Below are 23,432 nucleotides of genomic sequence, written 5' to 3' on the forward strand. Positions count from 1 at the left end.
CCCATTAATTTCTTTATTTTCAGACATGAAACAAACAATATCTGTAAAGACATTAATGGGCATCTTTTTAGTACCATTAATATGTAGCTGTGTTGACAACCAGCGTGATTTATTCGAAGAACCGGGAAAACTTTCAAAAGATGAGTATTTTGATTTCGACATGAATCAGAGTCTGACGATAGACGTCGACTATGGTTTTAAGAATGAGTATGCCGTTCTTTTCGAAATTTACGACCAGATTCCTGTTGAAGTGAACAGCGAAACCGGTTCTTCAGTGAAAAAGAGTATAGAACCTATTTATCGGGCTACTACTGATAAGTATGGTAAGTTCAATGAAGAAGGAGTTAGCATTCCATCCGCCGTGTCGGAAGTATGGTTATCTTCTGACTATTTGGGTGCAGCCTCACCTGTAAAAATCGCAATCGGGGCAGACAAGCGCATTTCTTTCAATCAGGATGCATACATCCAGTCTCTGCTAGCCAAATCTCCGGCGCTTAGCAGAGGAATCACCACTAACGAGCATAAATACTTGGACGACTGGACGCTTTTGCCCGGTGTAGACTGGGATAACAACGGACGCCCGAACAATTTGTCGGCAGAAAAAAATATTCCGCCTGCCAGCGTACTTTATAACATAAAGAGCATTTTCAATAATAAAGATGGCAACAATATAACAAAGAATCACCCTGAGTTCTTTGATGGTAACATGATTTCTGATATTCCTATCATAAAGGATACCGAAGTCAGCTTGGTATTCGTAAACAGCACTGCGGGCTGGTATAACACAGTAGGATACTATACATATCCTACCAACGAGACGCCTACTGTGGATAAAATTAAAAAGATAGTAGCATTTCCTAACGCTTCTCCCGTTTATAAATCAGCCGGTATAGGTGCTTTGGTTTGCGGTGATGAAGTAAAACTAAAATACTGGAACGAGGAAAAGAATCAATTTGAAGACAAGTTTCCGGCAGGTGTCACTATCGGCTGGTGCCTGCAGGGTATGGGATTCAATAACAAACCTAAGGACGGTTATGCACAAGGTGACATTGTAGCCGGTATGGGAACCCGCTATTCTACCACTGACTTAAATGAAGCAGGCAAGGATGGTGTGAAAAGACAAAGAACCGTATCACTTCGCGAAGAGCCATCCAATCAAATCGTTGCCATAGGTTTTGAAGATAACATCGACCTCGATTATTGCGATGCCATTTTCTATATTCACATAGCAGAGAAAAATGCCATTGATGAAGGAGTGATTCCGCCATTGCCTGTTGATCCTGAAGGGCCTCCTACCAATGAGGATAATTATACCGTGCGCTCCGGAACATTATTATTTGAAGATTTATGGCCTGAACAAGGTGATTATGACATGAATGACGTAATGATACGATATACAAGCAAAGTATATAAATCAATACTCACCAATCGTGTTTATAAAATCGTTGATGAATATACTCCTTTTCATCGTGGTGGGTATTTAGCAAACGGATTTGGTTATCAGTTGCACAACATTTCCAATAGTGATGTTAGCAAGATAACTATCGAAAGCCCCTCTTATGCGCAGAAATCTCAATATATGAGTGGAGATAGAGAATCAGGACAATCCCATCCTACCATCTTGCTCTTTGACGATATGCTGATATTCAATGGAAAAGAAGAGGCAGACCGTAAATACACCGTTACCATTCAGGTAAATGATGTATCTGAGAAAACTGTCTTGCCACCTTACAATCCGTTTATATTTGTAGAGTCTGACAAGACCAGAGGAAAAGAAGTGCATCTGGTGAAGTATCCGCCTACGGATAAAGCGAATCTTTCCTTACTCGGTACAGGTAAAGACGTTTCCCGCCCGGATGAAGAATTGTATTATGTTTCAGTAGATTTAATGCCTTTCGCACTCAATATGCCGGTTGTCGATTTCCCGATTCCTGAAGAAGGTGTGAGAATAGACGAGTCTTATCCGCAATTTGCGACATGGGTTAAGTCCAACGGAAAACAATCGACCAAATGGTATATGTATCCTAAAAAATAACAGTCTTCAATGAAGTAACAATCTCTTATAAAGAAGATAAATTAAATGAGCAGGCAGGGTTAATCCTTGCCTGCTTTTTTATGCTTTCTATTTTAGCTTGTCCTTCTATTAGAATACGATATATCAAAGATAACTTCTACGCAAACAAGCAAGACACAGAGCAAAAAGTCGCCAATTGAATACCAAAAATCAAATCCTCTTAAAAGAGATAAAACCACTTTTGGTTAATACAACGTTTAGCCATACATTTGTCCGCTAATTTATAGTTCTCACATACTGATGAAACTAAACTTTAGTAAACAATCAATTAACCAGTTAAAAACAAAAGAACGTTCTCTATGGCAAGTGTTTTAGACCCCTCAAATTCACTCCGTTTTTAGTTTTCATTTCAACAATTATATATCAACAAAGAACAAACAATAGTTTATTATCTTAAAAATTAAAGTTTCATATGACAAACAAGGTACTAATTTCAGTGTGTATAGCTGTATTTGCTATTATTTTCCAGAGTTGTAGTGACAGGGATTATTATGATCCGACTAAACTTCCGGGCTATGTGGCTTCAAATCCATCCGGACTTGATTACTCTACCTCGCATAATGTACGATTAGATCTGAATTATGATGTAGCAAACGGGGTCATATCAACCGTCGATTTTTATACGGAATATCCCTTGACTAATACAGGCAGCCTGCGAACTGACATAACACCAATTGCCAGAGGAATCAATGTTGCCGGCAGCACAGAACTAAGCCGGAGAATTCCTTCATACATTGACAAACTGTATGCTTACTCACCGAACTTATTCGTACCCTTAGTGTCATCCGCAAAAATAGCCAATGGCATCGCTTCTTTTCAACCGGAGACTATTTCCGTAGAGCCTGCTAACACAACTCGTGCCGGTAATGCGGGTGATTTATGGAAGAGGGCTAGCATTTATGAGCTGAAGAAAAGAGAGGATTTCTATGCGGCAACAAGTGGTGACAATTTTAAATATGATATAATAGCTCCTGATTACCAGTCAAATATTCCGGCAGAGGTTATGACTCATATTGGGAACACCTTTGCCGAATATGAGAGAATACCAGTCACAAGTGAATTCGTCAGGGATGCTACCTTTACAGTTGTAAAAGGTAGCAAGAACAACGAAAGTACTAAAATTTATTTATCAGTACTGGCCGCAGGATGTGATCAGAGAAACTCGTTATCTTATTTTGTTTATACAGGTGATAAAGAATTTAGCGAATTAACAAAGGCAGAAACAGAAAAACTTGAAGTAATAACCTTACTCCAGTTGGCTAATTCAAATAACAACCATTTCAGCCACATGAAAATAGGTCTTACTCCCGGAAATTACATACAGTTATTATACAAGAATGAACACGGACAGTTCGTTGAAGACTTTCCTGTAGGAGCCAAAATTGGCTGGAGATTAAATGCCAATGGCTTTGATGAAGCAAATTTTACCGTTAAAGAATCCGAAGTAAGATTCTCTGTTCCTGTTTGGAACGACAATAAATGGGGTAATCAGGACTATCAAGGAGGAACTGACTCCAATTATACGATACAATTTCAAACGACCGACAACAAAGGAAATATCTATAAATGTTTTGGTTTTGAAGATAAAAGATATAATAGCGATGAAGATTATAATGACTTGGTATTCCACGTATATAGCGACCCGGCTGATGGTCTCAGCGAGCTGCCCGAAGTGAAACCGGAAGATATAACGATAACCGAATCATATAAAGGTATTCTAGCCTTTGAAGACAACTGGCCTAAAAAAAGGAGATTACGATTTGAATGATGTTGTAGTCAAATATCAGTCGGATGTGACTTATATTGCCAAGGCAGGCAATACAGATGATGCCACAGCACAAAAAGCTGTTGATACTTTTTCATTTGTACACACAGGTGCTACATATAGGAACGCTTTTTCATATAAAGTGAATATATCGCCGGCTTCAATCAGCAGTATCACGATTCTTGATGAAAATAAAAATATCAAGAAAGATTATACTACCCAGATTATTACTGACGGAGATGGTTTCATTATTGACTTGTGCCCGAATGTCAAAGGCGTCATTGAAGCGATGACCGATGGCGAAGTAAAAGTGCCGCAGGTTTACACGGTAACGATGGAATTCAAAGACGGGACAGTCAAACAGAATTATTTCGCAAAAAACTGCGCACCTTATAATCCATTTATTGCTCCCGCCGAGAAACCTGGCGTAGAAGTACATTTGCCAATGTATCCCCCGACCAAGAGAGCTGAGAAATCTTACTTCGGTACTGAAGATGACCGTTCAGATGGTGGAACGATGTGGTATGTAAGTGGAGAAAACATAAAATTCCCTTTTGCAATCCATCTGTCAGACGTAACGAGTTTCAGGATTCCGAAGGAAGAATACGACATATCAACAACTTATCCCAATTATCTAAAATGGGTTGAAAGCGGTATGACCGATTATAAAGATTGGTACAAATAAGCTGTCAATAAAAAAATAATTATAAAAAAAGAAGAGGAAGAAGGAGCAGAACTTTTTCCTCTTCTTTTTTTAATTCACCTTTAATCCCTTATCAGGATATATCATATCAAATACTATCACAAAGACAAAAACAGATGTAACCAAGATATTCATCATCAACAAAGAAACATGGTAGGGCCAAGGAAGTAATAAAGCCAAAGCTATCACTGCAATGATATGAGACAGGGGAATCATACGGCACGTGATATATTTATAAACGCTGTTTGCCAAAATATAAATAATCGGCCCGATAATCAATACAAAGACAATTTCCGCACCCATTTCCTGTTCAGGGTGGGCAACAATTAGTTCATCTCCCACCGCGCAAATAATCAATGCACCTACCAATACGATATGAATAGCGTTGTAGATTAACCCCAGTTTTCCGGGATCTTTCACTTCCTGTATCTTCCGGCTACCGGCTTCGCTGCTCACGTCGAAGTAAACCCACCACATCGCTAGGCTACCTATAAAAGAGATAACAGCAGAGGTGATTACCAAAGGCGTCCATTCTTCAATCTCACTCAAAGAAGCTCCGGTCATTAACAGCGTTTCTCCAAAAGCGATGATTACAAATAACTGGCAACGTTCCACCAAATGATGTCCTTCAATCGTCCACTCCTTGCTGCTATCAGAACGTCCTAACAAAGGCAAGGCAAAGCCATGCATCGGAGCTGTATAATCACAGATGGCAGCTACAATCCATAAAGCAATCTGCCACTCTCCCCCAAGAATCGCTCCCGTAATCCAAAAGACAGCGGAGATGCAGAACCAGCCCATAATTCGCTTAAAATTGGCAGAGAGATGATGCTTGCCTAACACTAAAATGACATAGAGGGTACGCCCCGCCTGTATCAGTACATAGCAGACAGCAAAGATAAGTCCACGGTAGGTAAAGGCATAAGGAATGGCGGCGGCCATTACCAAGCCTATCAACATACTGATAAAAAGAAGAATACGAATCGGCCGGGTGTCCGGGTTGAACCAGTTAGTCACCCAAATAGTATGTTGCCACAGCATCCATACGGCAAACCAGAGGATAGTCTCTTTCAATAATCCCGCCCAAGTGAGGTTATGAAGCAGATAATGCGAAAGTTGCGTGACCGAGAAGACATAAATCAAGTCGAACAGCAGTTCGGAGTAAGAAACGGTAGCAGTCTCCGTTTCTCTTTTCCGGAGTAAGGGATGAGGTGAATAAAACATACGGGATTCCTTTCATATATACATATGATAAGAAACCCCGTAAAAGTATATTTTGTTCAGAGAATGTCTTACATTCTGGAAGGAACTTCGATACCCAGCAAGCCCATACCCAAACGAACGACTTTTGCTACATTAGCCGACAGAGCGATACGGAACACTTTCACCGCTTCATTCTCTTCGCGCAAGATGCTGAAGTCATGGTAGAACTGGTTGTATTCTTTCACCAGGTCATAGGTATAATTTGCGATAATAGACGGGCTATAATCCTCGCCTGCCTGTTTGACAACAGCAGCAAAGTCGGCAACCATTTGAATCAGGCCTTCTTCCTTTTCGCTCAATTCAATGCCGGCAGGAATCTGCTCGGGTATTACAATTCCCGATTCGGCAGCCTTGCGGAGTACGGACTGGATACGTGCGTAAGTATATTGAATGAACGGGCCTGTGTTACCGTTGAAGTCGATAGATTCTTTCGGGTTGAACGTCATATTCTTACGGGCATCCACTTTCAGAATGAAATATTTCAATGCACCCAAACCGACAATACGGGCAATATCGTCCGCTTCTTCCTGTGTCAAACCGTCCAGTTTACCCAGTTCCTGAGAGGTTTCTTTGGCAGTGGAAATCATCTCTTCCATCAAGTCGTCAGCATCCACCACCGTACCTTCACGGGATTTCATCTTACCTTCCGGCAGTTCCACCATTCCGTAAGAGAAGTGAACCAATCCCTTACCCCACTCGAAGCCGAGCTTGTCAAGCAGGATAGAAAGCACCTGGAAGTGATAGTTCTGTTCATTACCTACCACATAAATCATCTTGTCAATAGGATAATCGGCAAAACGGAGTTTAGCCGTACCGATGTCCTGCGTCATGTAAACAGATGTACCGTCACCACGAAGAAGCAGCTTATGGTCCAAGCCTTCGGCAGTCAGGTCAGCCCATACAGAGCCGTCCTCTTTCTTGTAGAAGAAACCTTTTTCCAGTCCTTCCATCACTTTCTCTTTTCCTTCGAGATAGGTGTTGGATTCATAATATATCTTGTCGAAGCTGACACCCATCTTCTTGTAGGTTTCATCGAAACCGGCATATACCCAGTTGTTCATCATCTCCCACAATCCGCGTACTTCCGGGTCACCTGCTTCCCACTTCACGAGCATTTCACGGGCTTCCTGCATCAATGGGGAAGCTGCTTCCGCTTTCGCCTTCGCTTCTTCGTCATTCATTCCCTGTGCTGTATATTCAGCCATCAGTTCCTTAACTTCCGCTTTATAATGCTTATCGAAAGATACATAATAATCACCTACCAGGTGGTCGCCTTTCTTGCCGGAAGTTTCGGGAGTTTCACCATTACCGTATTTCTTCCATGCCAGCATGGATTTACAGATATGTATACCGCGGTCGTTAACGATATTGGTCTTTACCACCTTGTTGCCGTTTGCTGCTACAATGTTAGCCAATGCGTTACCCAAAAGGTTGTTACGCACGTGTCCCAAGTGAAGCGGCTTGTTCGTATTCGGAGAAGAATACTCAATCATCACCAACGGCGAAGTTTCGGTAGCTTTTACCAGACCATATTGTTCGTCAGCCTGAATCTCATTCAGCAACTGAATCCACGTAGCTGATGCGATAGTCAGGTTCAGAAACCCTTTTATCACGTTAAAAGCAGCCACTGCCGGTTCGTTAGCTTTCAGATATTCACCAATCTCCTGCGCCGTCTGTTCCGGACCTTTCTTCGACATTTTCAGAAAAGGGAACACGACCAGCGTCAGATGTCCTTCAAATTCTTTTTTGGTCTTTTGGATTTGCACCATCTTTTCAGGGACTTCCTGACCGTAGAGTGCCTTCAGTCCGCTAATGACGGACGCTACAAGTTTATCTTCTATCTTCATAATCAAGTTGTTTCTTGCGCGCAAAGATACAAAAAAAGGAGACGCGTCGCGTCTCCTCTTTCTAATTTCTTTCAACTATATATCTTATTCAACAGCTGCAGACAATTCAGCACCAGCTTTAAACTTAGCTACTTTCTTTGCAGGAATAGTAATAGTTGCCTTTGTAGAAGGGTTAATACCAGTTCTTTCAGCTCTTTCGCTTACAGAGAAAGTACCAAAACCAACGAGGGATACTTTTTCGCCAGCTTTCATAGCATTAGTAACTGAAGTGATGAAAGCATCAAGTGCTTTTTTTGCATCGGCTTTGCTCATTTGAGATTCAGCAGCCATTGCGCTAATAAGTTCAGACTTATTCATAATACGTTAAATGATTAATTAATATATATGTTACACAAAAGATTATCCTTCAAGGAATTGATTTCACAAATATAGCCGAACAAAACAACATATCAAATAAAAACATAAAAAAAACGCAGCAAATTATTGAAAAAGAGCTAATAGGAAGTCATTTTCATGCTTTAAAACAGAATTTATTCGTACTTTTGCGACTATTATCTAAATATTCAGAATTTAAAATGATGCCAACTGTAACTAAAAACCTGATAATTATCAATGTACTGGTATTTTTCGGTACGCTCGTTGCTCAACGATATGGTCTGGACCTAACGAATTATCTGGGATTGCACTTTTTCCTTGCAAGCGATTTCAATCCGGCACAACTTATCACTTATATGTTCATGCACGGCGGATTCAGCCACATCTTTTTTAATATGTTCGCCGTTTTCATGTTCGGTCCGATTCTCGAACAAACCTGGGGACCCAAACGTTTCCTGTTTTACTATATCCTTTGCGGTATCGGTGCGGGACTTATTCAGGAAGGGGTGCAGTATATCCAGTATGTGACGGAACTTAGCCAGTATGCACAAGTGAATATCGGTTCCGCTGTCATCCCTATGGAACAATATCTAAATATGATGACCACCGTAGGAGCTTCGGGAGCCGTTTATGCAATATTGTTGGCATTCGGTATGCTATATCCTAATAACAAATTATTTATTTTCCCATTACCTTTTCCAATCAAAGCGAAATTCTTTGTTATCGGATATGCCGCAATCGAATTATGGGCGGGACTAGCCAATAGTGCCGGAGATAATGTCGCTCACTTCGCCCACTTGGGGGGAATGTTGTTCGGACTGATTCTGATTTTATATTGGAGAAAAAAAAGCAATAACAATGGGACATATTATAGCTGATTTAAAAGAAACGTTCAGAAGAGGAAATATTTTCATCCAACTGATTTATATCAACGTCGGTATTTTTGTTATCGGCACGCTGGTTAATGTTTTTCTGCGGTTGTTTGAACTCAGCATCCCCGATATATTCGGCATCTTTGCCCTGCCGGCATCCTTCACCGGTTTCATTCACCAGCCATGGTCACTGTTCACTTATATGTTCATGCATGCAGGTATCCTGCATATCCTGTTCAATATGCTATGGCTGTACTGGTTCGGCAGCCTGTTTCTCTACTTCTTCTCGGCAAAGCATCTGAGAGGTTTGTATGTATTGGGAGGTATCTGCGGCGGTTTATTATATATGGTCGCCTACAATATATTTCCTTTATTCAGCTCGCAAGTGGCGGGTTCCACATTAGTAGGTGCATCGGCATCCGTATTGGCTATCGTAGCAGCCACGGCCTACCGTGAACCAAACTACCGGGTACAACTCTTCCTATTCGGTGCTATCCGTCTCAAATACCTGGCGTTAGTCGTTATCGGCATTGATGTGCTATCCATCACTTCAAGCAACGCAGGCGGACATATCGCACATTTAGGCGGTGCTCTTGCCGGACTTTGGTTTGCCGCAAGTTTGAGCAAAGGCGTTGATTTAACTTCCTGGATTAACTGGATTCTGGATGGTTTCGTGTCCCTGTTCCAAAAGAAGACATGGAAACGTAAACCCAAAATGAAAGTGCACTATGGTAACAGTGCTACCGGTCGTGAGAAGGATTACGATTACAATGCCCACAAGAAAGCACAGTCCGACGAAGTAGACCGTATCCTGGAGAAATTGAAAAAATCCGGTTACGACAGTCTGACTACAGAAGAAAAGAAAAGCTTGTTTGACGCAAGCAAAAGATAAAAGGATGGAACATATTGGCAAAATTGTCGCATTTCTGATACTGGCTATCAACGCTTTCTTTGTGGGAATGTTGATATTAAGCGCGTATAGCCCCTATCTCAGTCCCAAAGCAACCCCGTTTGCTTCCAGCCTCGGACTTGCGTTCCCTATATTTCTGACTGTCAACTTCCTGTTTTTGGTCTTTTGGGCATTTATCAATTATCGTTATGCGTTATTGCCCATTATCGGTTTTCTCGTTTGTATTCCGCAAATACGGACTTATATTCCTTTCAATTCCACTACGAAAACGATACCGGAAGGGAGTATCAAGCTGCTGTCCTACAATATAATGAGTTTTAATAACCTGGAAAAGAAGGACGGGAAGAATCCTATCCTGTCCTACCTGGCGAACAGTAAAGCCGATATTATCTGCCTGCAGGAATACAATACAGCCACCAACAAAAAATTCCTGACGGAGCAGGACGTGAAAAAAGCACTGAAAGCCTATCCCTACCAGTCTATCCTTCAACAAGGAAGAGGAGAGGTACAGCTTGCCTGTTTTTCCAAATTCCCCATACTTTCGGCACGTCCCATCAAGTACGAAAGCACTTATAACGGTTCCATGAGATATGTACTGAATGTAAACAACGACACGATTACATTGATTAACAACCATCTGGAATCCAACAAACTCACCAAGGAAGACAGAGGAATCTACGAAGACATGATAAAAGACCCGAATGCGCGAAAGGTGAAAACCGGACTCCGGCAACTGGTAAAGAAGCTGGCGGAAGCATCGGCTATCCGTGCGTCACAAGCGGACTCCGTAGCCAGATATGTAGCGGAAAGCAAATATCCGAGCATTATTGCGTGCGGTGACTTCAACGACGGTTCTATCTCGTACACGCACCGTATCCTTACCCAAAAGTTGGACGACGCATTTACCCACTCCGGCAAGGGGTTGGGCATCTCTTATAATCAGAACAAGTTCTATTTCCGAATCGACAATATCCTGATAAGCCCCAACCTGAAAGCTTATAATTGCACCGTAGACCGGTCTATCAAAGCTTCCGACCACTATCCTATCTGGTGCTATATCAGCAAGCGATAAGAACTGTAAACTCTAATATAAAACACTTATGATGATTAAAAAAACACTAACCATTTTAGCAGTAAGTTGTATGATGTACTCCTGTGCTACGAAAACAGAAAGCAATCCTTTCTTTACAGAGTTTCAAACCGAGTATGGTGTCCCGGCTTTCGACAAGATTAAACTGGAACACTACGAACCTGCCTTCCTGAAAGGTATCGAAGAGCAGAACCAAAATATAGAAGCTATCATCGAAAGCCCGGAAGTCCCGACTTTCGACAATACGATTGTAGCCTTGGATAACAGCGCACCTATCCTTGACCGCGTAAGCGCTATCTTCTTCAATATGACAGATGCGGAAACAACCGACGCCCTCACCGAACTTTCCATGAAGATGGCTCCGGTTCTTTCGGAACACGAGGATAACATTTCCCTGAACGAAAAACTTTTCAAGCGTGTGAACGACGTGTACTTGCAGAAAGACTCATTGAACCTGACAACGGAACAGGCACGTCTGCTGGACAAAACTTATAAGAGATTTGTCCGCTCGGGAGCCAACCTCAGCGCAGAGAAGCAAGCCCGTCTCCGTGAAATCAACAAGGAGCTTTCCACACTCGGCATCACTTTCAGCAACAATATATTGAACGAGAATAACGCTTTCCAACTTTTCGTTGATAAAGAGGAAGATTTGGCCGGACTGCCCGAATGGTTTCGCCAAAGCGCAGCCGAAGAAGCGAAAGCAGCCGGACAACCGGGCAAATGGCTGTTCACCCTGCACAATGCCAGCCGCCTGCCTTTCCTGCAATATTCAGAAAACCGTCCACTCCGCGAACAGATGTACAAAGCCTATATCAACCGGGGTAACAACAACAATAATAACGACAATAAAGAGAATATCCGCAAAATCGTTTCTCTCCGTCTGGAAAAAGCGAATTTATTAGGTTTCGACTGCTACGCCAACTTCGTCCTGGACGAAACAATGGCGAAGAACGCCACCAACGTTATGGAACTTCTGAACAATCTCTGGAGCTATGCACTGCCGAAAGCGAAAGCAGAAGCTACCGAACTTCAGAAATTAATGGACAAAGAAGGCAAAGGCGAAAAGCTGGAAGCATGGGACTGGTGGTATTACACCGAGAAACTGCGGAAAGAGAAATACAACCTGTCCGAAGAAGACACAAAACCCTACTTCAAACTGGAAAACGTACGCGAAGGCGCATTTGCCGTAGCCAACAAACTATACGGAATCACCCTGACCAAACTCGAAGGCATCCCGACCTATCACCCTGACGTAGAAGTCTTTGAAGTAAAAGACGCAGATGGTTCACAACTCGGAATCTTCTATGTAGACTATTTCCCGCGTGCCGGCAAAAGTGGCGGCGCATGGATGAGCAACTACCGCGAACAACAGGGAGCTACCCGTCCGCTAGTATGCAACGTCTGCAGCTTCACCAAACCGGTAGGCGACACTCCTTCCCTGCTGACAATGGACGAAGTAGAGACATTGTTCCACGAATTCGGTCACGGTCTGCACGGTCTGCTGACAAAATGCGAATACAAAGGAACGTCCGGCACAAACGTAGTGCGCGATTTTGTAGAGCTTCCTTCCCAAATCAACGAGCACTGGGCTACCGAACCGGAAGTACTGAAAATGTATGCCAAACATTATCAGACAGGAGAAGCAATCCCCGATGAAATCATCGAAAAGATACTGGAACAAAAGACCTTCAACCAAGGCTTCATGACTACGGAACTGTTGGCCGCCGCCATCCTCGACATGGACTTGCACACTGTGACAGATGTAAAGAATATGGATATACTTTCTTTCGAGAAAGAAGCCATGGGCAAGCTCGGTCTTATCCCCGAAATAGCCCCCCGTTACCGTGTCACTTACTTCAATCATATCATTGGCGGATACGCTGCTGGATATTATAGCTACCTGTGGGCGAATGTACTGGACAACGACGCTTTCGAAGCCTTCAAAGAACACGGAATCTTTGATAAGAATACCGCCGACCTGTTCCGCTACAACGTATTGGAGAAGGGGGACAGCGAAGACCCGATGGTACTTTACAAGAATTTCCGCGGAGCAGAGCCGAGCCTGGAACCACTGCTGAAAAACAGAGGAATGAAATAATTCTGCAAAAAAGCCCTTAAACATCAAATATTTGAGGGCTTCTTACATATAAATGTGAAAAAAAAACTATATTTGCAGCCTTGTATGCGGCAAAAAGGACTTGTGTACGACAGAATTTAACTGAAAATTAAATTAAAAAAGTAATCATCATAAATTAAAAGTAAAATGCAAAACAAAGGATTTGTAAAGGTTTTTGCGGTATTACTCACGCTGGTATGCGTGTTCTACCTCTCCTTCTCCTTCGTAACACGCCATTATACCAACAAGGCGAAAGAAATTGCGAACGGCGACCCGAAAGTAGAACAGGACTACCTCGACTCTCTCTCCAATGAGAAAGTAATGCTGTGGAACTGGACGCTGAAACAATGTCGTGAGATGGAAATTAGTTTAGGTCTGGACCTAAAGGGTGGTATGAACGTTATCCTTGAAGTTTCCGTGCCTGATGTTATTAAAGCGTTGGCAGACAACAAGCCGGATGAAGCTTTCAACAAAGCACTGGCAGAAGCCGCCAAACAAGCTGTCAACAGCCAGGATGATATCATCACCCTGTTTGTCAGAGAATACCACAAAGTTGCTCCGGACGCAAAACTTTCCGAACTCTTCGCAACACAACAGTTGAAAGACAAAATCAACCAGAAATCATCGGATGCAGAAGTTGAAAAAGTGCTGAGAGCAGAAGTAAAAGCTGCAGTTGAAAACTCATTCAACGTACTCCGTACCCGTATCGACCGTTTTGGTGTTGTTCAGCCGAACATCCAGAGCCTGGAAGACAAAATGGGACGTATCATGGTGGAACTTCCGGGTATCAAAGAACCGGAACGTGTGAGAAAACTTCTCCAAGGTTCTGCCAACCTCGAATTCTGGGAAACCTATACAGCTAAAGAAGTTCTTCCTGCCATGCAATCTGCTGACGCAAAATTGCGTGCAGTATTGGCTGAAGAAACAACTGCTGATGGGGATACAATCGAAGCCGCAGTCCTCACCGAAGCTACTCCGGTTGAGAAAAAAGCCGTAAGCGCTGCCGACAGCCTTGCAGCCGCCTTGAAAGGTGACGCAGCCGCTGAAGACAAATCTGCCACCAACATGGAAGAAATTAAAAAGCAATATCCTTTGTTGTCTATCCTTCAGTTGAACTCTAGCGGACAAGGTCCTGTTATCGGTTATGCCAACTACAAAGATACTGCCGACATCAACAAGTATCTGGCTATGCCGGAAGTCAAAGCAGAGCTTCCCAAAGACCTTAGTTTGAAATGGGGTGTATCTGCCGCTGACTTTGACAAGAAAAAGCAGACATTCGAATTATACGCCATCAAAGTAACAGAACGCAATGGCAAAGCTCCGTTGGAAGGTGATGTTGTCACAGATGCAAAAGATGAATTTAACCAATACAGCAAACCGGTAGTTACCATGGCAATGAACAATGACGGTGCACGTCGTTGGGCACAGTTGACCAAACAGAACATAGGTCGCGCCATTGCTATCGTATTGGACAATTATGTATATTCCGCACCGAACGTAAATACAGAAATTACCGGTGGACGTTCTGAAATCTCCGGAAACTTTACACCGGAACAGACCAAGGACTTGGCAAACGTATTGAAATCCGGTAAGATGCCGGCTCCGGCCCACATCGTACAGGAAGATATCGTTGGTCCGTCACTGGGTCAGGAATCCATCAACGCAGGGGTTTTCTCATTCGTTGTAGCCCTGATTCTGTTGATGGTTTACATGTGCTCCATGTATGGTTTCATTCCGGGTATGGTTGCCAACGGAGCATTGATTCTCAACTTCTTCTTCACGCTGGGTATTCTTTCGTCTTTCCAAGCCGCACTGACAATGTCCGGTATCGCCGGTATGGTATTGTCACTGGGTATGGCAGTGGATGCGAACGTACTTATCTATGAACGTACCAAAGAAGAGCTTCGTGCAGGCAAGGGAGTGAAGAAAGCACTTGCAGACGGTTATTCCAATGCATTCTCGGCTATCTTCGACTCTAACTTGACGTCTATCATCACAGGTATCATCCTGTTCAACTTCGGTACTGGTCCGATTCGTGGTTTTGCTACGACATTGATTATCGGTATCTTGGTATCCTTCTTTACTGCTGTATTCATGACTCGTATAGTTTACGAACACTTCATGAACAAAGACAAGTGGTTGAACCTGACATTTACAACCAAGATTTCAAAGAACCTGATGACCAATACGCATTTCGATTTCATGGGAACCAATAAGAAATCCATGATTATCGTAGGTGCAGTCATCATCGTTTGCATCGGTTCGTTTGCTATCCGCGGTTTGAGCCAGAGTATCGACTTCACCGGTGGACGTAACTTCAAGGTACAGTTCGAGAACCCGGTTGAGCCGGAACAAGTTCGTGAACTGATTGCCAGCAAGTTCGGCGATGCCAACGTAAGTGTTATCGCTATCGGTACAGACAAGAAAACAGTACGTATCAGCACGAACTACCGCATCGAAGATGAAGGTAACAATGTAGACTCTGAAATCGAAGCATACTTGTATGAAACGCTGAAACCAGTACTGACACAAAACATTTCTCTGGCTACGTTCATCGACCGTGATAATCACACAGGCGGTAGTATCGTAAGTTCACAGAAAGTAGGTCCGAGTATCGCAGACGATATCAAGACAGGCGCTATCTACTCCGTAGTATTGGCACTGCTCGCTATCGGCTTGTATATCCTGCTCCGTTTCCGCAACATTGCTTACAGTATCGGTTCTATCGTAGCTTTGAGTTGTGACACCATTATGATTATCGGTGCCTACTCACTGTTCTGGGGTATCCTGCCGTTCTCTCTGGAAATCGACCAGACATTCATCGGTGCTATCCTGACGGCTATCGGTTACTCTATTAATGACAAGGTGGTAATCTTCGACCGTGTGCGCGAGTTCTTCGGCCTGTACCCGAAACGTGACAAGCGCGTGTTGTTCAACGACTCGCTGAACACTACACTGGCCCGTACCATTAATACATCATTGAGTACATTAATCGTGTTGCTGTGTATCTTCATCCTCGGTGGTGACTCAATCCGCAGCTTCGCATTCGCAATGATTCTCGGTGTGGTTATCGGTACATTGTCTTCACTGTTCATTGCATCTCCGATTGCATACAACATGATGAAGAACAAAAAAGTCGTAGTACCCGCTACGGAAGAATAATAAAGTCCAGAAATAGAAAAAGCCTCTTCCGAACATCCGGAAGAGGCTTTTTTCTATTGATTATTAAAACAAATAGAAGCTATAAGACGTTAATCTTAAAAGAAGCCATTGTAAAACTTAAAACTTGATACAGCATGAAAGCCTACAACACAACTTCCCACAGATTCTTCTTTTGTAGTAGCCTCGAGGGGAATCGAACCCCTATCTAAAGTTTAGGAAACTTCTATTCTATCCGTTGAACTACAAGGCCGCTTCAAATTTGTTTGCAAAGATAACGGTTTCTGTCGATTTAGCAAGAATAAAAATACAGGTTCCTTTCAGATATTCCAAATATTTAGCGTCAATAGGACAATAAAGTTCGTTTTATTTTGATAATTCGATTAACTTTCCGACCTTTGCGCTCACAAATTGAAAGTAAAAACAGTTTTTAAATTAAATATAGTAATTAAAGTTATGGCAGACGAAATGATGGTTAAAGAATTGGAGGAAGTCGTAGTACGTTTCTCCGGCGACTCCGGCGATGGCATGCAGCTGGCCGGCAACATCTTCTCGAACGTGTCGGCTACGGTAGGAAATGACATCTGTACATTCCCCGACTACCCGGCAGACATCCGCGCCCCGCAAGGTTCGCTGACCGGTGTTTCCGGTTTCCAGGTACACATCGGCGCCGGACAAGTTTACACTCCCGGAGACCGTTGCCACGTATTAGTAGCAATGAACCCTTCCGCACTGAAAACACAAATCAAATTCTGTAAACCGCAAGGACTTATCATCACCGACTCCGACTCATTCGAAGCCAGAGATTTGGAAAAGGCACAATTCAAGACTGACAATCCTTTCGAAGAACTGGGCATCAAGCAGGAAGTACTCGAAGTCCCCATCTCTTCCATGTGCAAAGAGAGCTTGAAGGACTCGGGACTGGACAATAAATCAGCACTCCGTTGCAAAAACATGTTTGCGCTGGGACTGGTATGCTGGTTGTTCAACCGCAACCTGGCAGCAGCAGAGAAAATGCTGCGCGAGAAATTCGCCAAGAAACCCGAAATAGCAGAAGCTAACATCAAGGTATTGAACGACGGTTTCAACTACGGAGCCAACACGCACGCTTCTGTCTCTACTTACAAAATTGAAAGCAAAGCTCCGAAATCAAAAGGGCTTTATACAGACATTAATGGTAACAAGGCAACTGCCTACGGATTGATTGCCGCTGCCGAGAAAGCAGGATTGGAACTGTATCTGGGTTCTTACCCTATCACTCCGGCCACCGATATTCTGCACGAATTATCCAAACATAAATCATTGGGAGTAAAGACTGTACAATGCGAAGACGAAATCGCAGGTTGTGCTTCTGCTGTCGGTGCTGCTTTTGCCGGTGCTTTGGCAGTAACTACGACTTCCGGCCCCGGTGTTTGCCTAAAGAGTGAGGCGATGAACCTTGCTGTTATCGGCGAGCTTCCGTTAGTGATTGTCAATGTACAGCGTGGTGGTCCGTCTACCGGTCTTCCTACTAAATCGGAACAGACCGACTTATTGCAAGCCCTTTACGGACGCAACGGTGAAAGCCCGATGCCTGTAATCGCCGCAACATCACCGACCAACTGTTTCGACGCTGCCTATATGGCATGTAAGATTGCCCTGGAACACATGACTCCGGTTGTATTGCTGACCGATGCTTTTGTAGCTAACGGTTCTGCCGCATGGAAACTTCCTAACCTGGACGAATATCCTGCTATCAACCCGCCGTATGTGACTCCGGACATGGCAGGCAACTGGACTCCTTACCAACGTAATGAAGAAACAGGCGTACGCTATTGGGCTACTCCGGGAACAGAAGGTTTCATGCATCGTATCGGTGGTCTTGAAAAGAGCAACGAAACAGGCGCTATCTCTACCGAACCCGAAAACCACAACAAGATGGTTAACCTTCGCCAAGCCAAAGTGGACAAGATTGCAGACTATATCCCCAAACTTGAAGTGTTGGGCGACAAAGACGCAGACTTGCTGATTGTTGGCTGGGGCGGTACTTACGGCCATCTCCGTCTGGCTATGGACTATATGCGTGAACATGGAAAGAAAGTGGCTTTCGCTCACTTCCAGTACATCAACCCGCTACCAAAGAACACTGCCGACGTATTGCGTAAATATAAGAAAATCGTGGTAGCTGAACAGAATCTGGGACAATTTGCAGGTTATCTGCGCATGAAAGTGCCCGGATTGAACATCAGCCAGTTCAACCAGGTGAAAGGCCAGCCTTTCGTTACGAGAGAATTGATAGATGCATTTACTAAATTATTGGAGGAATAAGAGATGAGCGATAAAGTATATACCGTACAAGATTATAAATCAGGCCAACCTCGCTGGTGTCCGGGATGCGGTGACCACGCTTTCCTGAATTCACTGCACAAAGCCATGGCCGAACTGGGGGTAGCTCCGCACGATACTGCCGTTATTTCCGGTATCGGTTGTTCTTCCCGTCTGCCTTACTACGTAAATACGTATGGTTTCCATACCATTCACGGACGTGCTGCCGCCGTTGCAACGGGAGCCAAAGTAGCTAACCCGAATTTGACTATCTGGCAGATTTCCGGTGACGGTGACGGCCTGGCAATCGGTGGCAACCACTTCATCCATGCTTTACGCCGTAATATCGACCTGAATATGATTCTGTTGAACAACCGTATCTACGGTCTGACAAAAGGACAATATTCACCGACTTCGGAACGTGGACTTGTAACCAAATCATCTCCTTACGGAACAGTAGAAGACCCGTTCCACCCGGCTGAACTTGCTTTCGGTGCCCGTGGACGTTTCTTCGCACGCTGTATAGCTGTGGATGGTGCCGCTTCCATCGAAGTATTGAAAGCAGCAGCCAACCATAAGGGTGCTTCTGTGGTAGAAGTTTTGCAAAACTGCGTTATCTTCAACGACGGAACTCACGCTTCTGTTGCAACGAAAGAAGGACGTGCCAAGAATGCTATTTATCTGGAACACGGCAAACCGATGCTGTTTGGTGAAAACAAGGAATTCGGATTGATGCAGGAAGGTTTCGGACTGAAAGTAGTGAAACTCGGTGAGAATGGTATCACAGAAAAGGATATCCTTATCCACGACGCACACTGCCAGGACAATACGCTTCAATTGAAACTGGCTTTGATGGAAGGTCCCGACTTCCCGATTGCACTGGGTGTAATCCGTGATGTAGACGCTCCGACGTACAATGATGCTGTTACAGAACAAATCGAGGAAATCAAAGGCAAGAAGAAATATCACAATTTCCAAGAGTTGTTGATGACTAATGATACTTGGGAAGTGAAGTAATTCACAGTCTACAATAAAATAAAAGATGGAGAAAGAGATTCAATTCCCTTTCTCCATCTTTTTTTATACTTTGAAATTCATTACTATACCTTTGGGTAAGTATCAGGACAGGTAATCTACTTTTTAGTATTCTCCCCGATTATTCAAGATTACTCCTTTGGCAGATTCATATCCTTTGCCATTTGCTTGAGCAAGCCTTCCAAGCGATTGTAATGCAGAGAGTAATTCTTATACATCTGTTTAAATACAGGGCTATCCATCGTTGCTTGAATGAGAAACTGCAAATGTTTCCCCATAGAAATATTCATTTGCATGCGCTCCTTTTTACCCAAATTGTCCTGTATGGAGTAAGTTCCACATAAGGTTTGAATTTCCGCTATACCTTCGTGCCATACATGCATGTTCAGGCGATTCAATACGTCCATGTTTTTCTTTAGCTCTTTCCGCAGAATGTTCAGTATTTCGAATTCAGTACGGTTTGCGCAGCAGGAATCCGGATTTAGGAAATGGGCGAATTTGAGGTAGAAGTCCTTTAATTCTTCGTCAGGAACATAAAATACGTTTTTGGGAGTTGTTACCATATCTCCCACCGTTGGTCGAACGGATACTTGGGTTGTTTCCATAATAATGATTATGAGTTATGTGGCAGGCGAAGATTTTCTGAATAATAAGAGCGGTTCCGCCTTTCCCGTTGCATTTCACCAGAAGGCAGTAGATGCATTAACATTCTACACGGGGGTACGAAACCGCCATATAGAATGAACTCGGACAGACACAAAATGCCCGTCACAAAGATTGGCAAGTTTCCTTGCCTTCTGGTATGAAATGCACCACAAAGATACAACCTTTTTTTTCTTTACCAAGAACTCTATGGAAAATAGTCCGCCCAAGGAAAGGAATTATAATACAGATTTTCTAAAGAAAAGAAACCTCATCGGTGCGTTCTTTTAAATGATTTATTAAACTATTTAATTCATAACCAACATCAGTTGAGTTAGTGACTCACCCAATCAACTGTTGAGCTAAATAAATTATCTCATTAGAGTGCGGAAATGAACTAAACGAAACTCTAATGAATGAACGAAGTGTGAGGGGTGTGAGGGAGGATTTCCAACTTATTACTTTATACTATCTTTATCTTTCTTCTCTTATAAAAAACACACGAAAGTTATAAATCCTCCCTCACACCCCTCACACTTTTACACTTTGCTCCGCGTCTAATGAAAAAAGATAACGGGAAATTAAAAAAAGACAACCGTCTTTTTTTAATTTCCCGCCACGTTTCCAGAATCTATCCAGAACAACCCATATACTTAATTCATAACAATACCGAAGTAAACAGAACCATATACTGAACTTACTCAAGTCTCCTACATCATTTCACTGAGTGTAATACTTGTCCCAGTCAATTCTACTACTAAATAGTAAAAGTAAGTTTGAAGTATGATTAAAACATTCTGTTAAATCTCCAAAAGTTTAAAGTATAATTAAAACTTTCAGAGGCAAACGATTGGAAGCCGGGCCGGCAAGAATCTCAAACTCGCCTTTTTCCACTACAAAGCGATGCTGATTCATATCGTAAAAAGCGAATGCATCCTCATTCAGCACAACAGAAACCCGTTTCTTCTCCCCTTTCTTCAAGAACACCTTTTCATATCCTTTTAGTTCTTTCTGAGGACGGGGGACAGAGGATTGTACATCGTGCACATACACTTGTGCCACTTCCGAAGCATCCATCTTACCTGTATTCTCGATATCAAAGCTAACTGTAACCTGATATTCACCCGTTTTCTCCACAGACATATTGCTGTAAGCAAAAGTAGTATAGGACAAACCGTAGCCAAACGGATAGAAAGGTTCTTTGCCCGAACGGTCATATCCACGATAACCGACAAAGACACCTTCGGAATAGTCTACACGCTTAATCTCAGCTTTCAAATTCTCGTAATAACTGCCGTGCACCGGATTATCTTCCCATGTCTTTTCGATAGAAATCGGTAACTTGCCGCTTGGAGAAATCTTGCCGGTCAGGATTTCAGCTATCGCCTGACCGCCTTCCTGTCCCGGATACCAGGCCATAAGAATAGCTTTTGCGGCATCATACCAGTTGGTGAAATCCACACCGCCACCGGCATTCAGTACAACTACGACATTGGGATGTATGGAAGCAATCTTCTTGATAAACAATTCCTGATAGCGGAGCAAGGCAAACGGACGGTCAAATCCTTCGCCTTCCGTGTTACTGTTGAAGCCTGTGCAGAACACTACATTATCCACTTTTGCCAGTCCTTGACGAAGTTTAGCCTCATTAAGGCTATAAGCGTTGAAACGGATGATGGCCGAAGAAATATTATCAAAGAATTCAATCCGGAAACGGTATTCCTTACCGCCCTCAACAGGAAGTTCAACTTCACGGCTGGAATAAGAATGATTACCCCAGTCGCCCGTAATATGCTTGTCGTTCACAAACAGGCGGTAACCGTCATCACCACCGATGTGGAGTTTCAACTGACCGTCTGCCTGTGGGACATAACAGGCTGTCCAACGGACAGAAAAGGCATCTGTCGGAAAACCGTCCAACGGTGCGCCATAGCCCCAGTCATAATCAACAGAAGATTCCGTGCGTACAACTTCCGGCTGTCCCGAAAGAGTCTTGTTCTTAAAGTATTCAGCCTTGAAGCCCTTCACCTCACGATTGGCGTCAGTATAAAACTCATTAACAATATCTTCATAAATCACATCATCCGTCAATAATACCAGATTCTTTTTCTTCAATTCCTTCAAGCCTTGAGCCACTGAGACGGTAGAAAAAGGAGTGACAAAACCACTGCCGCCACCGGTAGGTATCAAATCTGCATTAGGACCCATTACGGCTGTTTTTCCTTTCAACGGGAGCAGGTTAGCTTCATTCTTCAACAATACCACACCTTCGCGTGCCAACTCTAAAGCTGTCTGGCGGGAGAATGGATTATCCAATGGAATATTGCTGTCTTTCTGTTCCTTATCCAACATTCCATAAGCTATTAAAGTCTGCAAGATATGCTGTACTTTCAGGTTGATGGTTTCTTCGGTCACCGTGCCCGTTTTGATGGCGGGGATAAGGTTGTCGGCATTCATGAAACGCCCTTTCGGCATTTCGAGGTCAAGTCCGGCGTTAGCTGCTCCGATGGCGGAATATACCGAAGTCCAGTCCGACATAAGAATACCTTTGAAGCCCCAAAGATTGCGCAAGACATCAATATTCAGCCATTTGTGTTCAGTGGCATGGACACCGTTCAAGAGATTGTAACTGTTCATTACAGCACTCACGTTCGCTTCCTGTACAGCCTTGCGGAAAGCCGGAAAATAAATCTCGTGCAAAGTACGCTCGTCTATGTCCGAACTCGCATGATGGCGGCTCCACTCCTGGTTGTTGGCGGCAAAGTGCTTGATGGTCGCAATGACTCCTTCCGATTGCACGCCAAGAATATATTGCTTGGCTGTCTCACCCGTCAAGTAAGGGTCTTCACCGAAGTATTCAAAGTTACGGCCGCACAACGGAGCACGATAGATATTCACGCCCGGACCAAGCAGGATATTAACGCCTCTTGCTTTGGCGTCCTGTCCCAAGCCTTGACCTAACTTATAAAGCAATTCCCGGTTCCAGGTGGAAGCAGACAAGATGCCGGACGGATAAAGGGTACTCTTGGGAGCATGATTGCGGATTCCCTGCGGGCCGTCAGCCAATTTGATTTCTGGTATTCCCAAACGAGGTATGGCACGCAGAGAAAAACTGGTATATCCGGAGATGTACTCTATTTTCTCTTGCAAAGTCATTTTGGATACAAGCTCTTTCGCACGTTGTTCCGCTTGGGGAGTAATCGTTTGTGCACAGGTCAGGATGCTGCATGCAAGCATGCACAGGCTTATGATACCTATTTTCTTTTTCATGGTGGTA

General features: G+C 43.5%; 15 protein-coding genes and 1 tRNA gene. 10 read left to right on the top strand and 6 right to left on the bottom strand.

All coding sequences use genetic code 11. The features are described 5' to 3' along the window. Positions 1-25 precede the first annotated feature (25 nt). The 3 genes from BacF7301_RS03110 to BacF7301_RS03120 all read left to right on the top strand — a co-directional run bounded on the left by BacF7301_RS03110 (position 26) and on the right by BacF7301_RS03120 (position 4,524). Positions 26-2,035 carry an LruC domain-containing protein gene (locus BacF7301_RS03110; RefSeq protein WP_167960102.1) on the top strand — a complete coding sequence of 670 codons (2,010 nt, stop codon included), beginning with the start codon at positions 26-28 and terminating at the stop codon, positions 2,033-2,035. Between the two features lie 451 nt (positions 2,036-2,486). Beyond that, entirely contained in the window at positions 2,487-3,842 is a 1,356-nt protein-coding gene (locus BacF7301_RS03115) for a DUF4114 domain-containing protein (protein ID WP_167960104.1), read from the top strand. Then, the gene (locus BacF7301_RS03120) at positions 3,835-4,524 is read left to right on the top strand and encodes an LruC domain-containing protein (protein WP_167960106.1); all 690 of its coding nucleotides are present in this window, start codon (positions 3,835-3,837) and stop codon (positions 4,522-4,524) included. The genes BacF7301_RS03115 and BacF7301_RS03120 overlap by 8 nt, the downstream gene beginning before the upstream one ends. Before the next feature lie 69 nt (positions 4,525-4,593). On the opposite strand, the gene BacF7301_RS03125 is transcribed toward BacF7301_RS03120, so the two are convergent. From BacF7301_RS03125 to BacF7301_RS03135, 3 genes are all read right to left on the bottom strand, one after another. Further along, positions 4,594-5,766: a low temperature requirement protein A gene (locus BacF7301_RS03125; protein ID WP_167960108.1), complete on the bottom strand. Its 1,173-nt coding sequence runs from the start codon at positions 5,764-5,766 to the stop codon at positions 4,594-4,596. A gap of 68 nt (positions 5,767-5,834) precedes the next feature. Then, the gene (argS, locus tag BacF7301_RS03130) at positions 5,835-7,652 is read right to left on the bottom strand and encodes an arginine--tRNA ligase (RefSeq protein WP_167960110.1); all 1,818 of its coding nucleotides are present in this window, start codon (positions 7,650-7,652) and stop codon (positions 5,835-5,837) included. Between the two features lie 84 nt (positions 7,653-7,736). Next, a complete protein-coding gene (locus tag BacF7301_RS03135) occupies positions 7,737-8,009 on the bottom strand; it encodes an HU family DNA-binding protein (RefSeq protein WP_022136564.1) in 273 nt (90 codons plus the stop codon). Positions 8,010-8,230: 221 nt separating this feature from the next. Here BacF7301_RS03135 and BacF7301_RS03140 point away from each other — a divergent pair, with 221 nt between their 5' ends. From BacF7301_RS03140 to secDF, 5 genes are all read left to right on the top strand, one after another. Beyond that, positions 8,231-8,905 (top strand): rhomboid family intramembrane serine protease, encoded by a 675-nt coding sequence (locus BacF7301_RS03140; RefSeq protein WP_167967088.1) that lies wholly within the window; start codon positions 8,231-8,233, stop codon positions 8,903-8,905. Continuing rightward, positions 8,886-9,791 carry a rhomboid family protein gene (locus tag BacF7301_RS03145; RefSeq protein ID WP_167960112.1) on the top strand — a complete coding sequence of 302 codons (906 nt, stop codon included), beginning with the start codon at positions 8,886-8,888 and terminating at the stop codon, positions 9,789-9,791. Before BacF7301_RS03140 ends, BacF7301_RS03145 begins: the two co-directional genes overlap by 20 nt. A 4-nt stretch (positions 9,792-9,795) precedes the next feature. Next, positions 9,796-10,881, top strand: a complete 1,086-nt coding sequence (locus tag BacF7301_RS03150) for an endonuclease/exonuclease/phosphatase family protein (RefSeq protein ID WP_167960114.1) — start codon at positions 9,796-9,798, stop codon at positions 10,879-10,881. Positions 10,882-10,912: 31 nt separating this feature from the next. Further along, positions 10,913-12,997 (top strand): M3 family metallopeptidase, encoded by a 2,085-nt coding sequence (locus BacF7301_RS03155; RefSeq protein WP_209319527.1) that lies wholly within the window; start codon positions 10,913-10,915, stop codon positions 12,995-12,997. Between the two features lie 165 nt (positions 12,998-13,162). Then, positions 13,163-16,177, top strand: coding sequence for a protein translocase subunit SecDF (secDF, locus tag BacF7301_RS03160; protein ID WP_167960118.1), 3,015 nt, complete (start codon positions 13,163-13,165; stop codon positions 16,175-16,177). Positions 16,178-16,355: 178 nt separating this feature from the next. Here the strand turns inward: secDF and BacF7301_RS03165 are convergent. Then, a tRNA-Arg gene (locus BacF7301_RS03165) sits at positions 16,356-16,427 on the bottom strand. Positions 16,428-16,630: 203 nt separating this feature from the next. On the opposite strand from BacF7301_RS03165, the gene BacF7301_RS03170 reads away from it, so the two are divergent. Together BacF7301_RS03170 and BacF7301_RS03175 are read left to right on the top strand one after the other, a co-directional pair. Continuing rightward, entirely contained in the window at positions 16,631-18,481 is a 1,851-nt protein-coding gene (locus BacF7301_RS03170; RefSeq protein WP_167960120.1) for a 2-oxoacid:acceptor oxidoreductase subunit alpha, read from the top strand. Positions 18,482-18,484: 3 nt separating this feature from the next. After that, complete coding sequence (locus BacF7301_RS03175; RefSeq protein ID WP_167960122.1) at positions 18,485-19,495, top strand: 2-oxoacid:ferredoxin oxidoreductase subunit beta; 1,011 nt, start codon at positions 18,485-18,487, stop codon at positions 19,493-19,495. Between the two features lie 149 nt (positions 19,496-19,644). Here BacF7301_RS03175 and BacF7301_RS03180 read toward each other — a convergent pair whose 3' ends face one another. Together BacF7301_RS03180 and BacF7301_RS03185 are read right to left on the bottom strand one after the other, a co-directional pair. Next, positions 19,645-20,118 carry a hypothetical protein gene (locus tag BacF7301_RS03180; RefSeq protein ID WP_167960124.1) on the bottom strand — a complete coding sequence of 158 codons (474 nt, stop codon included), beginning with the start codon at positions 20,116-20,118 and terminating at the stop codon, positions 19,645-19,647. Between the two features lie 853 nt (positions 20,119-20,971). Continuing rightward, a complete protein-coding gene (locus BacF7301_RS03185) occupies positions 20,972-23,425 on the bottom strand; it encodes a beta-glucosidase (protein WP_167960126.1) in 2,454 nt (817 codons plus the stop codon). Positions 23,426-23,432 lie beyond the last annotated feature (7 nt).

Source organism: Bacteroides faecium, assembly GCF_012113595.1.
Taxonomy (GTDB): Bacteria; Bacteroidota; Bacteroidia; order Bacteroidales; family Bacteroidaceae; genus Bacteroides; species Bacteroides faecium.

Coding starts and splice junctions, on each gene's coding strand:
- BacF7301_RS03110 (WP_167960102.1), top strand. CDS start 26: ATGAAACAAACAATATCTGTAAAGACATTAATGGGCATCTTTTTAGTA.
- BacF7301_RS03115 (WP_167960104.1), top strand. CDS start 2,487: ATGACAAACAAGGTACTAATTTCAGTGTGTATAGCTGTATTTGCTATT.
- BacF7301_RS03125 (WP_167960108.1), bottom strand. CDS start 5,766: ATGTTTTATTCACCTCATCCCTTACTCCGGAAAAGAGAAACGGAGACT.
- argS (WP_167960110.1), bottom strand. CDS start 7,652: ATGAAGATAGAAGATAAACTTGTAGCGTCCGTCATTAGCGGACTGAAG.
- BacF7301_RS03135 (WP_022136564.1), bottom strand. CDS start 8,009: ATGAATAAGTCTGAACTTATTAGCGCAATGGCTGCTGAATCTCAAATG.
- BacF7301_RS03140 (WP_167967088.1), top strand. CDS start 8,231: ATGCCAACTGTAACTAAAAACCTGATAATTATCAATGTACTGGTATTT.
- BacF7301_RS03145 (WP_167960112.1), top strand. CDS start 8,886: ATGGGACATATTATAGCTGATTTAAAAGAAACGTTCAGAAGAGGAAAT.
- BacF7301_RS03150 (WP_167960114.1), top strand. CDS start 9,796: ATGGAACATATTGGCAAAATTGTCGCATTTCTGATACTGGCTATCAAC.
- BacF7301_RS03155 (WP_209319527.1), top strand. CDS start 10,913: ATGATTAAAAAAACACTAACCATTTTAGCAGTAAGTTGTATGATGTAC.
- secDF (WP_167960118.1), top strand. CDS start 13,163: ATGCAAAACAAAGGATTTGTAAAGGTTTTTGCGGTATTACTCACGCTG.
- BacF7301_RS03170 (WP_167960120.1), top strand. CDS start 16,631: ATGGCAGACGAAATGATGGTTAAAGAATTGGAGGAAGTCGTAGTACGT.
- BacF7301_RS03175 (WP_167960122.1), top strand. CDS start 18,485: ATGAGCGATAAAGTATATACCGTACAAGATTATAAATCAGGCCAACCT.
- BacF7301_RS03180 (WP_167960124.1), bottom strand. CDS start 20,118: ATGGAAACAACCCAAGTATCCGTTCGACCAACGGTGGGAGATATGGTA.
- BacF7301_RS03185 (WP_167960126.1), bottom strand. CDS start 23,425: ATGAAAAAGAAAATAGGTATCATAAGCCTGTGCATGCTTGCATGCAGC.